Origin of the sequence: Chitinophaga sp. S165 (assembly GCF_003182155.1) — a bacterium.
Lineage (GTDB): Bacteria > Bacteroidota > Bacteroidia > Chitinophagales > Chitinophagaceae > Chitinophaga.
Genome location: NZ_QGTG01000003.1, coordinates 264,791 through 279,024, shown reverse-complemented (window position 1 = coordinate 279,024; position 14,234 = coordinate 264,791). Strand labels below are relative to the sequence as shown.

11 protein-coding genes are annotated in these 14,234 nt (G+C 45.6%); 7 read left to right on the top strand and 4 right to left on the bottom strand.

Annotated elements, in window-relative coordinates; translation table 11 throughout:
• Window positions 1-6: 6 nt before the first annotated feature.
• Window positions 7-3,057: a carbohydrate-binding protein gene (locus C7475_RS15575; RefSeq protein ID WP_110054314.1), complete on the bottom strand. Its 3,051-nt coding sequence runs from the start codon at window positions 3,055-3,057 to the stop codon at window positions 7-9.
• Window positions 3,058-3,325: 268 nt separating this feature from the next.
• On the bottom strand, window positions 3,326-3,712 hold the full coding sequence (locus C7475_RS15570) for a hypothetical protein (RefSeq protein WP_110054313.1): 387 nt from the start codon (window positions 3,710-3,712) through the stop codon (window positions 3,326-3,328).
• A gap of 169 nt (window positions 3,713-3,881) precedes the next feature.
• Here C7475_RS15570 and C7475_RS15565 point away from each other — a divergent pair, with 169 nt between their 5' ends.
• The 7 genes from C7475_RS15565 (at window position 3,882) to C7475_RS15535 (ending at window position 9,609) form a co-directional block, all read left to right on the top strand.
• Window positions 3,882-4,742, top strand: a complete 861-nt coding sequence (locus tag C7475_RS15565) for an alpha/beta hydrolase (protein WP_110054629.1) — start codon at window positions 3,882-3,884, stop codon at window positions 4,740-4,742.
• A gap of 113 nt (window positions 4,743-4,855) precedes the next feature.
• Window positions 4,856-6,106, top strand: coding sequence for a PAS domain-containing sensor histidine kinase (locus C7475_RS15560; RefSeq protein WP_110054312.1), 1,251 nt, complete (start codon window positions 4,856-4,858; stop codon window positions 6,104-6,106).
• A gap of 26 nt (window positions 6,107-6,132) precedes the next feature.
• Window positions 6,133-7,191, top strand: a complete 1,059-nt coding sequence (locus C7475_RS15555) for a response regulator (protein WP_110054311.1) — start codon at window positions 6,133-6,135, stop codon at window positions 7,189-7,191.
• 88 nt (window positions 7,192-7,279) lie between these two features.
• Window positions 7,280-7,663 carry a hypothetical protein gene (locus tag C7475_RS15550; protein WP_110054310.1) on the top strand — a complete coding sequence of 128 codons (384 nt, stop codon included), beginning with the start codon at window positions 7,280-7,282 and terminating at the stop codon, window positions 7,661-7,663.
• Window positions 7,664-7,756: 93 nt separating this feature from the next.
• Window positions 7,757-8,176 (top strand): MauE/DoxX family redox-associated membrane protein, encoded by a 420-nt coding sequence (locus C7475_RS15545; protein ID WP_110054309.1) that lies wholly within the window; start codon window positions 7,757-7,759, stop codon window positions 8,174-8,176.
• Window positions 8,177-8,270: 94 nt separating this feature from the next.
• Window positions 8,271-8,489, top strand: coding sequence for a hypothetical protein (locus C7475_RS15540; protein WP_110054308.1), 219 nt, complete (start codon window positions 8,271-8,273; stop codon window positions 8,487-8,489).
• A gap of 58 nt (window positions 8,490-8,547) precedes the next feature.
• Entirely contained in the window at window positions 8,548-9,609 is a 1,062-nt protein-coding gene (locus C7475_RS15535) for a hypothetical protein (RefSeq protein ID WP_110054307.1), read from the top strand.
• On the opposite strand, the gene C7475_RS15530 is transcribed toward C7475_RS15535, so the two are convergent.
• Together C7475_RS15530 and C7475_RS15525 are read right to left on the bottom strand one after the other, a co-directional pair.
• Window positions 9,603-10,907 (bottom strand): RagB/SusD family nutrient uptake outer membrane protein, encoded by a 1,305-nt coding sequence (locus C7475_RS15530; protein WP_158286514.1) that lies wholly within the window; start codon window positions 10,905-10,907, stop codon window positions 9,603-9,605. The two genes, C7475_RS15535 and C7475_RS15530, sit on opposite strands and share 7 nt — an antisense overlap.
• A gap of 60 nt (window positions 10,908-10,967) precedes the next feature.
• Complete coding sequence (locus C7475_RS15525) at window positions 10,968-14,207, bottom strand: SusC/RagA family TonB-linked outer membrane protein (protein ID WP_110054305.1); 3,240 nt, start codon at window positions 14,205-14,207, stop codon at window positions 10,968-10,970.
• Between the last annotated feature and the right edge of the window lie 27 nt (window positions 14,208-14,234).

The following is a 14,234-nucleotide window of genomic DNA, read 5'->3' as shown; positions in this document are numbered from 1 at the left end:
AAATCCCTACAACTTCACAAACGTCTTCTGCACACGTTTCTGATGCACATTAAAACCAACAACATACACACCTGAAGGTAGTCTGCTCACATCCAGTACATTGTTATAAGAAGGCACTGTAAACTGCAATCCCGTAACCTTATTATAAACAATATACGTCCCCTTCCCTTTCGTCTTTAATTCAGGCAGATCAACCGTTAAAACGCCTTCCGTAGGATTTGGATAAACATTAACAGCCACATCGCTTTCTTTATCGAAGCCCATATTATCAAGAGACGTAAACGCAAGCGCCGCAGGACGGCTGCTTGAATCCTGTGTTGCTTCAAACCAGTTGATATTCCAGCCACCAGCGCTGGCAAAAATGCGTAAAGTCTGGTTACCTGCCGGCAGGTTTACATTAGCAGATAATGTTTGCCATGTTTGCCAACCACCGGTTGAAGGAATATTTACAGTAGCAAGTGTGGCGCTGCCCGTACGAAGCTGAAGCTGTCCACCGCCGGGGCTGGCTACCCTGAAGTTGAACTTATAGGCGCCTGCTGTCTGCACAGTTACTTTGTAATCCATCCAGTCATTCGCATCGATAAAACCAACGTTCTGTGAACCGTTTATATCGCCGGTACCTTCCAGTTGTATGCCGAACATGCTGCTATAGTCTTCAGCTTCCACACGGCCTGGCAATGCGAAGCCTGCCTGAGGATTATCATTGCTTACAAACGTCAGGTAGTTCATATTAAAACCGTCAGAATCCATCACGATACGTAATGTCTGCTTACCTGTAGTCAGTGCAGGCGTCATTACTGCTACTGTCTGGTATATCTGCCAGTTACCTGTGTTGGGTACGCTGATCGGACCAGAGATATTTTTACCATTCAGTTCTACGTGGAAGCTTTTCTGCGAATTTGGTGACGCTACGCGGGCCTGTAAAGTGTAAGTACCCGACTGTGTAACATTAACTGTATAGTTCTCCCATTCTCCGGCAGAGATACCTCCGATATCATATCCTCCTTCACCGCAACCTTCTACGTCCACTCCTTCTGTAGGCCGGTACTGACCGGAGTGATTGTTAGCGTCAAAGTCATTATAGGCGATATTCTGTCCGCCGAGATCATAGTCTTCCACTTCCACTTTACCAGGAAGATTGATAGGTGAGCCTTTGAACGGCGTAGTTCCCTGAATAGCGAAGATGACAGTTTTTGATCCGGTACCGCTGATGTTTGTTGCACTAAGATTTACACTGAAATTGCCGGCCTGGGTTGGTATGCCGGAAATAACTCCTGTGCTTGTATTGATGCTTAAACCGGCAGGTAAGCCTGTTGCAGCAAAGCTGGTCGGGTTAAACAACGCCCTCACTGTATCGGTTAGAGGAGTAACGATGACACCTCTGAGGGTGTCCGGATGTTGTATCACAGGATTGTTTACAGTGAAGTTCAGGTAATTGATATTAAAGCCACCGGCATCGATGATCACACGTAATACGTGTTTGCCTGTAGACAATACCGGCGTAACTACTGTTGCTGTACCCCAGGTCTGATACCCGGTAGTATTAGGCACTACAAATGCACCTGATATATTTACGCCATCCAGTTCTACGTGGAAAAGTCCGCCAACACCGGGAGCCGCTACTCTTGCCTGCAATGTATATGAGCCGGCAGCTGTAACATTCACTGTGTATTTAGCCCATTCCCCGGCAAGTGTGTAGCCCTGATCGTAGCTGCCTTCGGAACAGGCTTCAAGGTCCACACCTTCGGATGGTCTGAACAGTCCACCGTTATTAGTGCTATCCGCATCACTGTAGGCAACGCCCTGTCCGCCCTTATCATATTCTTCCGTCTCAATTTTGCCCGGTATTATAAGCGGAGTACCATTAAAAGGCAATTGCGCTGCTGGTATGTTAATAGTCAGCTGCAGATTTTTAAAAGCTGTACCATCGGCATTGCTGGCTGATATTACGACATTAAAAAGACCGGACGACAAAGACCTTCCACTGATCACACCTGTCTGGCTATTAATGTTAAGTCCCTCCGGCAAGCCGGTAGCATTATAACTTTGCGGGGAATTCGTTGCAGTGATACTATACTGAAAAGAAGCGCCTGCGGTAGTTGTAGCCGTTGTTCCACTGGTGATAACAGGTATCTGTGCACCTGCTGCAGTTGACGCTGATACTACATTAGAAAAGCTGGAGCTACCGATAGAGATCGTTGCAGACACCCGGTAATAGTAACGGGTAGTAGCGGTCAGTCCTGTGTTCTGGTAGCTGGTCGTATTGGCAGGTACAGTAGCAAGATCAGTCCAGGTAAGGCTATCAGTACTACGCTGGATCTTAAAATTTGTTTCATTGGTCCTGTCGGTCCAGTTCAGATTGATCTGATTTTTTGAAATAACAGCCGCTGTCAGATTAGCTGGTGCCGCCAGCTCAGTGGCTATTACTTCTGCAATACGACGGGCGCCTGTGGCATTAGGATGGATGCCATCACTCTGATACCAGTCAGGATGATTCTGTAACGGTGTATTGAGGTCGATCAGGCGCACATTCTTCTGTGCAGCGATGATCCTTATCAGTGGGATCATTTCATTCGAAATGATCTCGTTACTTAAGTCGAAATTGCTGGAGTACGCAGGCACCGGCAAGCAGATATAGATAACCGGATGCGAAGGCAATGAACGGAAAGTGTCAATCAGTTTGCTGTAGTCCGCAATGAAGTCCGCCTTAAAGGCCCAGTTATAAGGTTTACTGTCATTTGAACCCAGTTCAATGGTCACTATGTTCGGACTGGAAGCCAGGGCACGCGGATAATTCGGCCGTTCTACATAGGGAAAATCTGCTCTTTCAATCAAAGTGGAGCCGCTCTCTCCAAAGTTGCTCACGTTAAAGCCACTCCCAAGAATAAGCCCTAACTGGCTCGGATATGCCTCTGAAGGCGCTACACCATACCCCGCCGCAACACTGGCGCCCAGGCAGGATACCCTGGTCTGTGCAAAGCTGGCAGCCGGCAATAAAAAAATAATGGCAGTAATAAGTATTACGCCCAGACGTCGTTGGTTTAAATGTCTTAACATTCTGAAGGATTGAGATTTGTAATGGTTAAATGATTCGGGTTATGAAATAAAAAAAGCACTCTCTATCTGAAATAGCTAATTCCAGTACTACTTACATAAACAACTGACTGATTGCAGGTATAGCGGGTTTCACTGTTCTCAAACACGGTTTCCGATATGGCGAGCTCTAAATTAGGAATATAATCCGTTATTTAATAAAGGGGGCAAAAAAACATATTGAAATAATCATACAAAAAGAAGGCGTCCCGTTGAAGAGACGCCTTTCGCTTTATTTAACAATAACAGTATCTATCTGATAATCATTTTCTCCGGAGACAAATTTCAGGTAATAAGTACCGGGTGTTTTTTCTGTGAAGTTGTAAGCCGCTTTCCTTTCAGGAATATCCATCGTACACATACATCCTTTATATACTGCCTCTACAGTGATGGTACGTGTATTACCGCTTTTCTTTTCATTAAACTTATGAAACTGTCCGCAGCCATTATTTACATTAAAATAAACAGTGGTGGCGCCATCTGTACCGGATGATGCTTTGTCGATCCTGGATACATTGACTTTCTCATACTTTACGCAATCCTGCGCAGGTGCATTCTTCTTGCTACATCCAACCATAGCGAATACCGCCAGGGCAATGAAGGTTAGTGGTTTTCTCATGAAAATTTAATTTAAGCCTCTCTCCTGTTATGAAAAGAGAACTGTAACATTAACGCACAACATATACATTTGGTTACAGCTCACTTAAAAATTTAACCTTTATTGCTCCTCGTCTTTATTCCGAAATACTTATTCTTTTACTATTTTGTTTTCCCAAATGACCCATGATATGAAAAATCTGTTTTGTGCACTCTTTTTATCAATAATAGCTATGCAGGCCTTCGCGCAGACCCAGGAAAAGGACATTATCCATTTATGGCCGGGGGCAGTACCCGGAGAGACCGGTCCTAAAAAAGCGGCTGTTCCGACTTCAGATACCAGCAAAGGAGTCGTGCGCCTTACGGATGTTACAGATCCCCTCATGCAGGTCTTTACACCCGAAAAGGGCAAAGCGAATGGAGCGGCTGTAGTTGTATGCCCCGGCGGCGGCTACCAGATCCTTGCCATTAACCTCGAAGGTTATGAAATAGCCCGCTGGCTCAATGAACAGGGATATACGGCCTTTGTGCTGCAGTACCGCGTGCCACAGAAGCAGGAAGGCGCGTTACAGGACGTACAGCGCGCTATCCGCATCGTTCGAAGCAAGGCAGCAGCATGGCAGCTGAACCCCGAAAAGATCGGCGTACTGGGCTTCTCTGCAGGAGGCAGTCTGAGTGCCAGGGCCAGCACACTGTACAACAAGCGTACTTATACTCCTGTTGACGCCAGCGACAGCAGCTCCGCCCGTCCTGATTTTGCCCTGCTGATTTACCCTGCCTATCTTGACCAGGGCGCCAATCACAGTATTACACCCGAACTACAGATAAACGAACATACTCCCCGTACTTTCCTGTTTGCCACCGCGGACGATCCTTATGCCAATAGCGCCCTGGTGATGGCTGGCGCACTCAGAGACGCTAAAGTGCTCGTGGAACTGCACCTCTATGCCAAAGGAGGACATGGATACGGACTGAGGCCTGGAAATAAAGCCGCATTGGCCTGGATTGCCCTGGCCTCGAGATGGTTGGAGCGGAACGTAGCGGAAAAATGATCATTATCAGGCCAACGGTTGACCACCATCATATGACGGTATACTCCCGGGAAGGAATTTTACAGTCCATAAAGTATATTTACGGCACATTCTGTTCACGGTAAGTATATGATATGAAGACGTGGTTCAACAAGCTGATGACAATGTTCTCTGGTAACAGTATCTATAAGAAGGAATATAACAAGGAATTGCAGCGCTTCGAAGCGCTGTTCAATTATGCCAGTATTGGTATACTTGTTACCAATCAGCAGGGCCAGATCGTACTGATCAATGATTTTGCACTCAGGCAATTCGGCTATGAACGGGAAGAACTGGTAGGAGGATACGTTGAACAACTATTGCCGCAGCAATTTCGTAACCGGCATGTCGGTCATCGTAACCATTATAACCATCATCCACAGAGCCGTCCTATGGGAATTGGCCTCGACCTGTTCGCTGTCAGAAAGGACGGTACAGAGTTCCCTGTGGAGATCAGCCTCAGTCAATATGAGCATGAAGAAGGCTCCTTCGTGATCGCCTATATCAATAATATTACAGAGAGAAAGAAAGCGGAAGAGAAGATCGAGCGACTCAACAATGAACTGGAAAATAAGATCAGCGAACGTACGCAACAGCTGACCAATGCACTCGAACAACTGGAACACTCCAAACAGGAGGTCATGACCGCGCTCGATAAAGAAAAAGAACTCAGCGAACTGAAATCACGTTTTGTATCGATGGCGTCTCATGAGTTCCGGACACCGCTCAGTACTATCCTTTCTTCCGCCTTCCTGGTCAATCAATATACCACGGAGGCCGACCAGGCGAAACGCAGTAAACATATCCAGCGCATCATTTCTTCCGTTACCTTACTCACGGAAGTACTCAATGATTTTCTTTCCGTCGGTAAAATAGAAGAAGGTGGCGTACAGGTGCGCAGCAGCACATTTGATATTGAACAACATATCAATAGTACGATACAGGAATTGCAGGATATCGTCCGGGAAGGACAACAGATCGTCTACGAACATCAGGGACCTGCTTCCGTACACCTCGACCCTTCCCTGTTAAAGCACATCCTGCTAAATTTGCTGGGAAACGCGATCAAATTCTCTGGGACACATACTGTTATAAAGGTGCATACTGAACATACAGGAAATGGTGTAATATTGAAGGTCAGAGATGCCGGTATCGGTATCTCACAGGAGGACCAGCAGCACCTGTTTGAACGTTTTTTCAGAGGCGCCAACGTAAGCAATATCCAGGGAACAGGTCTTGGCTTACATATTGTAAGCAGATATGCAGAATTGATGAATGGAAATATTCGCTGCGAAAGTGTACTGAATGAAGGCACCACCTTTGTTGTTACATTCCAACAGTTGTAGGCTATAAGCTATAAATAAAAATGATAATGAAAACCATCCTGCTGATAGAAGATAATGACGATATTCGCGATAACACCGCCGAGATCCTGGAGCTGGCCAATTATAAAGTCATTACGGCCGAAAATGGGAAAACGGGAGTGGAAATGGCGCTGGAACATCAGCCGGACCTGATCGTATGCGATATTATGATGCCTGTGCTGGATGGATACGGGGTATTACATTTACTACAGAAACACCCACAGGTGGAGGATACTCCCTTCATCTTCCTTACCGCTAAAAGTGAGCGGGGAGATTTCCGGAAAGGTATGGAAATGGGTGCCGATGATTATATTACAAAACCTTTCAGCGGCACTGATCTGCTGAATGCCGTTGAAAGCCGGTTAAAAAAATCAGAACTTAAAAAACAGGTACTACCTGCAGATATGGAAGGAATACAACAACTGCTGTTAACAGCTACAGGCGCTAATCCTCTGAAGAAATTAATGGAAGAGGGTAATACAGACAGGTATAAAAAGAAACAACTGATCTACCAGGAAGGTAATAGACCTACCAGCCTTTATTATATTGAAAAAGGCCGCGTTAAAACATACAAGGTCAATAACGACGGTAAAGAGCTGGCGGTGAACCTGTACAGTGCAGGCGAATTCCTGGGGTATGTGGCCTTACTTGAAGGAAGCAATTACCACGAGAATGCAGAAGCACTGGAAGCCTGTGAACTGACCGCTATTCCCCGTGAAGACTTCGAAACGCTGATCAACAATAACCGCGAAGTAGCCCAACAGTTTATCCGCCTGCTGGCTAAAAATATCACGGAGAAAGAACAACAACTTTTACACCTCGCTTATAGTTCCCTACGCAAAAAAGTAGCAGAGGCGCTGCTCTTTCTCAAAAAGAAATACCACCACGTCACTGACCAGCCTTTTTCAATAGATATTTCCAGGGAAAACCTTGCCACCATTGCAGGTACCGCCACTGAATCCATGATACGCACACTCGGCGATTTCCGCGATGAGAAACTACTGGAAATAAAACAAGGCGTTATTACCATCCTTAATGAACAGAAACTCGCGAACCTCGTCAATTGATGATAAAAATCAGTTTTCACACTGATGCAGGTCCTGTGTAGCAGGCACCCAACTATCTACCTTTATATAAGATAAGATAGTTTTGTAAATGGAAGGTCTGCTAAATGAATTAACAACGTTCAGAAAACAACTGGCGGTGCTGGAGAACCGCAACATCGCGCTAAAAACACAGCTTGCACATATATTGCAATATCATTTCGATCGCTCACTGCTGGACAGGCTGGAATATTTTCATACGGCATTCCTCCAGCTGGATACCCGCTTTGAAGCACTAAAGAGTGAGCTGGCCTTACACCAGGCCTGGCTGAATGAACCCGATATCAATGCCATTAATTACGATAATATCCGCGCGCATCAGCTACACATATGGAGTAAACTGAACACCATGGAATCAGATGTAAAGAAGCTGATCTCTATCTTCAGTAATTATTTACAGGAGCACTTCCCTGATGTTGCAAAAGACATGATATAAGTTGCGACATGTTTATACTATACTTTAAACGCTCTTATAAAATACTTTAAATGATTTAAAAATTTATCCTATATTGGAGAAGCGTTAAATCCTATGTCACGAAAACTGTTATTAGACATTCTTTCTGCCTTATTGGTATTCCTTTTCGTTTACACCAGTATAAGCAAGTTGCTGGATTATGATACTTTCCGAAGACAACTGGGACAATCGCCATTTATTACCTTATATGCTCCTGTAATAGTATGGGCGTTACCCATAGGGGAAATAATTATTGCGGGCTTTCTTTTATATCCCCGTACACGGCTGATAGGCTTTTACCTGTCATTCTTCCTGCTCAGCCTTTTCACGTTTTACCTGGTAGCTATGTTGCGGCTTAGTTACTTTATTCCATGTTCCTGCGGAGGCGTATTACAGCATCTTTCCTGGAACGCACACATTGTTTTTAATATAGTCTTTGTCATATTATCAACTATTGGGGTACTGATGCAGGACAGACACACACCTGCACAATAAACTCTCTTATTTCTGAAACAAACGGCAATAATAAAGGGGGAGCCGAAAACCTGCAGAACAGAGTAGGCGAGTATTATATTCAATAAAACACACCATGAAAAAGACACTATCTTTAGCGTTTTTCGCTGCCCTGTGCGCAGCAGGAAGTGCTTTTGCGGGGAAAATGAAAGCGGACACGCAATGGATGCTCAATGACGACACCATTGTAACCGGTACCAGTACTACCGTTAAAATCCTTTACTGCCCGGGACCAAACAACGTTCAATGTGCAGTAAGCCTTGATGGTAACGTCACTATCATCAGAAAAACCTGATCAATTGTTTCAGCAGAAAGCCTTGTATACAAGGCTTTCTGTTATGCTTTCAACTATTATGAGAAAACGAATCTATTACCTGTCGTCCCTATTACTCGCGGCATTCCTGATCATTGTTACACTCGTTTACACTGCACCTTCGCCTAACCAACAGGCAAACGGGTTCAGACGACAGTATCTGCAAACAACTGCTCTTACTCCTTACATCACGATACCTACTCATGATGAGATCCTGGATATTGCAGGAGTAGCTGACAGCATTTTTTATTTCTCCACTAATGATCCTGCTACCCTGCTTTCTACGTCCCTTGAACCGGGCGCACCAATAGATACTTTTAAGATCTCATTGCGGCAATCTTTAAAAGACTCTATGGACACTTACTTTTTTACTGAGGTAAATAACAAGGATTTCTTTGTATACGGCTATAACATCCCGGCTATCAGCAGAACAAGCAGGACCATCGATACTACAGCGGGAGCATATGCTACTTTTATTGCTGGCGGATTTTCTCAGGCACATGTTTTACGCGATGGTAAACATATTATGCTGCGCAAGCTGGACCTGGAAGAAAAAGACCAGCTGTTCACACGTGTTACACTGGACGGTGACAGTGCTCTCACTGAAAAAGGATTGTCCACGTTATATCGTGACGGTGGAATGAGCACAGATGGCTCGCTGAACTACGACAGAACTAGTGGCTTGTTCACATATGTTCATTATTACAGCAACAGGTATTTCACATTTGACAGTGCCCTGCATCTGATCAGTGAAGGCGCTACAATCGATACTTTTACAGTATCCAGGTTTAGTATTTCCACTACAATGGCCAACAAAAATGTTTATATGAACCAGGGACCGGACCAGATGGTGAATGGTTTCAGCTGCGTGCATAACAGCACCTTGTTCGTACAGGCGAAGTTAAAAGCCGATAATGATGATGAACAATTATTTCAGGAACGTTGTGTAATAGATCAATACGATCTTCGTACGAACAAATATAAGGGTAGTATTTATCTCGATATTCCCGCGAGAACAAAGATCAATCAGTTATTCGTTCACGGAGATAAGTTAGTGATACATTGTACCGACAATGTTTACGGCATAAAGATCCGTTACTGATATCCATCATTCTGTGTCAGATTTGGGTTCCTGTTCCGCTCTTCCTGCGGAATAGGATACCATGCTGCAGTCCGCTTCCATCCCGGCTTCAAAGCTTTTATCACTTCATCCAGCCGGCCGGTACGATGCAGGCTAAACCAGCGGTCGCCCCATTCAGTAAATAATTCCGTACGTCTCTCCCGCTCTACCAGCGTCAGCGCGGAATCTCTGATCACAGTGTCCGACAATGGCTGTAGCCCGGCCCTTATACGTATTACATTCAGATCATTAATAGCGTCGCGGGGATTGTTCAAATGCGCAAATGCTTCCGCACGGATGAGATATTGTTCTTCTATCCGCAGTACCATCAGGTATTCCTCTGTTCCTGGTGCCGCCGCAGTCCTGTTCCGGTACTTATAAGAATTGTAGTAAGTCTCTCCGCCATATGTGAAGGCCCGCATCCAGCTATCCTTTCTCTTATCTGACGCCTCGAACGACTGCATAAAATCTCCCGTGAAAGGATAGAAAGAAAAACTACCATTTGCAGGCAGAAATGTTTGTCCCGGATAAGTATAACCTTCGCTTCTCCAGATCTGCAGGATAGCGGGACGGCTATTACGCAGGAATACACTATCAGGCGAAATAAGCGGCGTATAAACACCTGAATTGATCACCAGGGAAGATTGCACGATAGCATCTTCCCATTTGCCCTGTTGCAGATATACCCTGGCCAGTAGCGCGGTAGCCGCCCACCTGTTGGCTCTTACCTTTTCTCCTGTACTATAATAAAACGGTAATAGCTGGGATGCATAATTAAGATCAGAAATGATCTGTTTATAAACTGAGTCAACCGCTGTACGGGGCGCAAGCGCAGTATGATTGAGATCTGTGGTAGTAAGCAACGGTACATCTCCCCAGCAGTTAACGAGATAGTAATAACAGAAAGCACGCAGGAATTTTGCCTCTCCTTTCAGTTGACGGGCTTTTACAGTAGATAATCCGGTAGACGTAGCCAGTCCTTCCAACATCGCATTCGCCCCATAGATAACTTTGTAGATCTCCCGCCAGGAAGATAAAAGTGGTGCATCAGTAGGCACGATCGCGTTATTTACATAGCGGAGATAATTACCGTTGATAGTAGTCAGTTCATCAGCCGTCATTCCATTGATCACAGGTAACAGATTACCGGCAAAATAACCGGCAAGTGTGTAGTAGAGATCTGCTACGGCTGCATCCGCAAGCGCGTCGTTATTGTAGACCGTTTCTGCAGGTATTTCATCGGATGGCGCATCCACTGTGATCAAGCTTTTACAGGACATGAGCAGCAGCAGGATAAGAATAAAATGGTATATGCGATAATGTGGCATTTCTAAAGCAGCTTAAAGCGTTAACTGAATACCGCTGGTAATTACTCTTAATGATGGTATAACGATCTGGGTTTCCGGATCAGCACCTTTATATCCCGTCATAGTCAGTAAATTCTGTCCCTGCAGATAGATCTTACACAGCTGCAGATGCAGTTTCTTCAATACCGGCGCAGGCATGGTATAGGCGACCATCACATTCTTCAGTCGCAAATAAGAAGCATCGTCATAAACAGCATTAGATAACAGCAGAGACGCGTTCAGATCATAGGCTACATTACCAGCTGTAGCAGTAGCGCGCGGCACGTCCGTGATATCGCCGGGCTTACGCCAGCGTTCCAGGCTTTCGGTTAGCTGGTTAGCAAAGTCGCCCGGTTTGATCGCTACCGTTACCCCTCTCTGTTTGATAAATTGCCAGAAAAAGCCGAGGCTGATATTCCTGTAACTGAGATCATTCTGTATACCGCCGTAATATGCAGGGTCCATATTGGCGACCGTCACAAAATCATTAATGCTGGATAGCCGGCCGTCATGATTGATATCTTCAAACTGCGCCAGCCCTGTTTGCGGATCAACACCTGTAAAATGATAACCTCTTACGATGTTCAGTGATTGTCCCAGTACGTAGGAATTCGCATAGGACGATACGGGCAGATCATGAAATTTCTTCAGCTTATTAGTGAAGAAAGAAATATTAGCCCTGGTGGTCCAGGTAAAATCGCTTTTATCAAAATTGTTGCTCTGTACTTCAAACTCCCAACCAGTATTTTCCACGAGCGCGGGTAAGTTAGCCTGATAACTCGTAAATCCTGTCATGCCCGGCAACTGGTATCCTACCAGCTGATTACTGCTGCGGTTACAATATTTGGCGGCGGAGAAGAACAGGCGTTCCTGTAAGAACCCTAACTCTATGGCTGCTTCCATTTTACGGTTCTCTTCCCAGCTATACCTGTTATTGGCAATGCGCAGAGAACTCAGGGTGTTGCTGCCCTGGTAATTGCCATTACTACCATAATTCCTCATGTATTGATAGTCCGTTATCTGGTCATTGCCGGTGATGCCGCCACTCGCACGTAGCTTACCATGACTCAGCCAGGACAGTTTTTTCATAAATGGTTCCTGTGTAAAGATCCAGCCAAGTCCGACGGAGCCAAAATCACCAAATTGCCGCCCCGGCCCGAAACGGGAAGAACCATCTCTTCTGTAACTGACATTGACCAGGTACTTGCTTTGCCAGTCGTAGGTAACACGTGTGAAGAAGGAAATATATCTGTACAGCGAATAATTATCCGGTTTACGGATGATCGTATCGGCCTGATTAAGGTCTTTCATATCCGTTTCACTGACATAGCCTTGTCCTGATGCCAAAGTACCATTCCTTGATGTTTGTTGCCAGGTACCGCCTACCAATGCATGCAAACTTCCGTTTGCGATACGCAGCTTGTAATCGGCCTGCGGCTCTACGATGAAAGATTGCCGCTTATTTTCTGCCGTACGTATAAAACTGGTAGGTGCATTATTAGGATGCTGTGATGATTGTGGAAATGAGAAGAACTGCTTCATACGGATATCCGCCAGTCCCAGGCTGGTCTTCAGTTGCAGCCCTGGCAATAATCTGTATCGCAGCACGGCATTACTCAGCAGGTTTGTCGTATTACTGTTGGACTGCCGCCGGAAATAAGCCACTGGGTTGTCAAAGGATGATCCCCAAAACAGACGTCCTACAGAGTCGTACAACGGATAATTAGGCGGCAGGCTATTAAAAAGAGAAATGTCATTAGCAATGCTTTTATTCTTGTCGGCCACAAAACTTCCTGTCAGATTCACCTCCAGCCGTTGCTCCGGGTGATGATGCTGTAAGCTTACGTGAACCCCTCCCCTGTTATATCCCAGGTCGGCAGGTAATACAGTGCCTTCATGATAAAAACTTCCGCCAACAAGAAAAGTGTTGTAGTTATTTCCTCCCGAGAAACTCGCCTGTGCATTAGTAACAGGCGCAGTTCCCCCCGTTAGTTTCTTAAACCAGTTGATGTTCTGTGTAGTATCCCACAATAGCAGATCGGGCGCTCCTGCAGCTGTCGGCGCTATCCCATCATTAGCGAACCCCTCCCTCCTGATCGCCAGGTAGTCTTTAATACCGAGCATGGACACATTACCCGCTGTCTTACCGATACCTGTCCGTACGTTCACATCCAGTTTTGCCCTGCCGGGCTTACCTTTTCTTGTAGTGATCAGCACTACGCCATTAGCGCCTCTCGATCCATAAATAGCTGTTGCATCCGCATCTTTCAGGATGTCGATACTTTCTATATCTGCCGGATTGATGCTGTTAAATGGACTGATCCTTCCTGCTGCGCCATACAGGTCTTCTGTATTGTTTAAGGGAGTAATATCAAACGGTACCCCGTCAATTATAAACAGCGGATCATTACCTGCCGCGATAGAATTACGTCCCCTGATGTAAAGCTTGATCTCAGCGCCCGGCAGTCCGTTCGTACCGGTAACCTGTACACCGGGCACCTGTCCTTGTAAGGCAGATAGTGCGTTAGCTACCGGCTGTGCCGACAGCTCTTCTGCCGTTATCCTGCTCACTGCGCCTGTCAGTAACCGGCGGCTGCTTGAACCATATCCGATCACTACTGTTGCATCCAGGGTATTGACGGCCTCTTTCAGGTGTATCTCGTGTAAGCGTGTGCCCTGCAGTGTTGTATCGACAGCGGCATAACCCAGGGAAGATATGCGCAATATAGCAGGTGCAGCGACATGGAACAATTCAAATTCGCCGTCATTCCCGGTAGTAACTCCACGGGACGTACCTCTTATAACAATAGTAGCACCGGGAACCGGCTGATTATTTACGTCTGTAATACGCCCTCTTACCGTCACCCGTAATGTATCTTCTTTAATCTCAGGAAGATTAGTTGTTGCCGCCATTTGCAGGAATATCCTCTTTCCCTGTTTCAGCCAGCTGATATTCCTGTTCCTCAGTACATGCCCCAGTACATCTTCCCATCTGGCATTTTTATAGTATAGGGTTACTTTCTCTTTGCCATCAATGATGGCATTATCAAATACAAAATAATAACCCGTTTGCCGGGCAATATTTTTAAAAACGCTGTTCAGGGGAATGTTCTTTCCGGTAATAGTGATCCGCGAGCTATCAGTAGTTGCCTGGGCTACAATTTGGGTAACCGGAAGCAACAGACAGCACAGCATTAATAGTATCTTGATCGCCTTACAAACATGCTTTACCATTTCTTTAATTTATGGTACGTATATCAT

What these genes read in the sequence shown, in the direction of transcription:
- C7475_RS15575 (WP_110054314.1), bottom strand. Translation starts at nt 3,057, where the DNA reads ATGTTAAGACATTTAAACCAACGACGTCTGGGCGTAATACTTATTACT.
- C7475_RS15570 (WP_110054313.1), bottom strand. Translation starts at nt 3,712, where the DNA reads ATGAGAAAACCACTAACCTTCATTGCCCTGGCGGTATTCGCTATGGTT.
- C7475_RS15565 (WP_110054629.1), top strand. Translation starts at nt 3,882, where the DNA reads ATGAAAAATCTGTTTTGTGCACTCTTTTTATCAATAATAGCTATGCAG.
- C7475_RS15560 (WP_110054312.1), top strand. Translation starts at nt 4,856, where the DNA reads ATGAAGACGTGGTTCAACAAGCTGATGACAATGTTCTCTGGTAACAGT.
- C7475_RS15555 (WP_110054311.1), top strand. Translation starts at nt 6,133, where the DNA reads ATGAAAACCATCCTGCTGATAGAAGATAATGACGATATTCGCGATAAC.
- C7475_RS15550 (WP_110054310.1), top strand. Translation starts at nt 7,280, where the DNA reads ATGGAAGGTCTGCTAAATGAATTAACAACGTTCAGAAAACAACTGGCG.
- C7475_RS15545 (WP_110054309.1), top strand. Translation starts at nt 7,757, where the DNA reads ATGTCACGAAAACTGTTATTAGACATTCTTTCTGCCTTATTGGTATTC.
- C7475_RS15540 (WP_110054308.1), top strand. Translation starts at nt 8,271, where the DNA reads ATGAAAAAGACACTATCTTTAGCGTTTTTCGCTGCCCTGTGCGCAGCA.
- C7475_RS15535 (WP_110054307.1), top strand. Translation starts at nt 8,548, where the DNA reads ATGAGAAAACGAATCTATTACCTGTCGTCCCTATTACTCGCGGCATTC.
- C7475_RS15530 (WP_158286514.1), bottom strand. Translation starts at nt 10,907, where the DNA reads ATGTCCTGTAAAAGCTTGATCACAGTGGATGCGCCATCCGATGAAATA.
- C7475_RS15525 (WP_110054305.1), bottom strand. Translation starts at nt 14,207, where the DNA reads ATGGTAAAGCATGTTTGTAAGGCGATCAAGATACTATTAATGCTGTGC.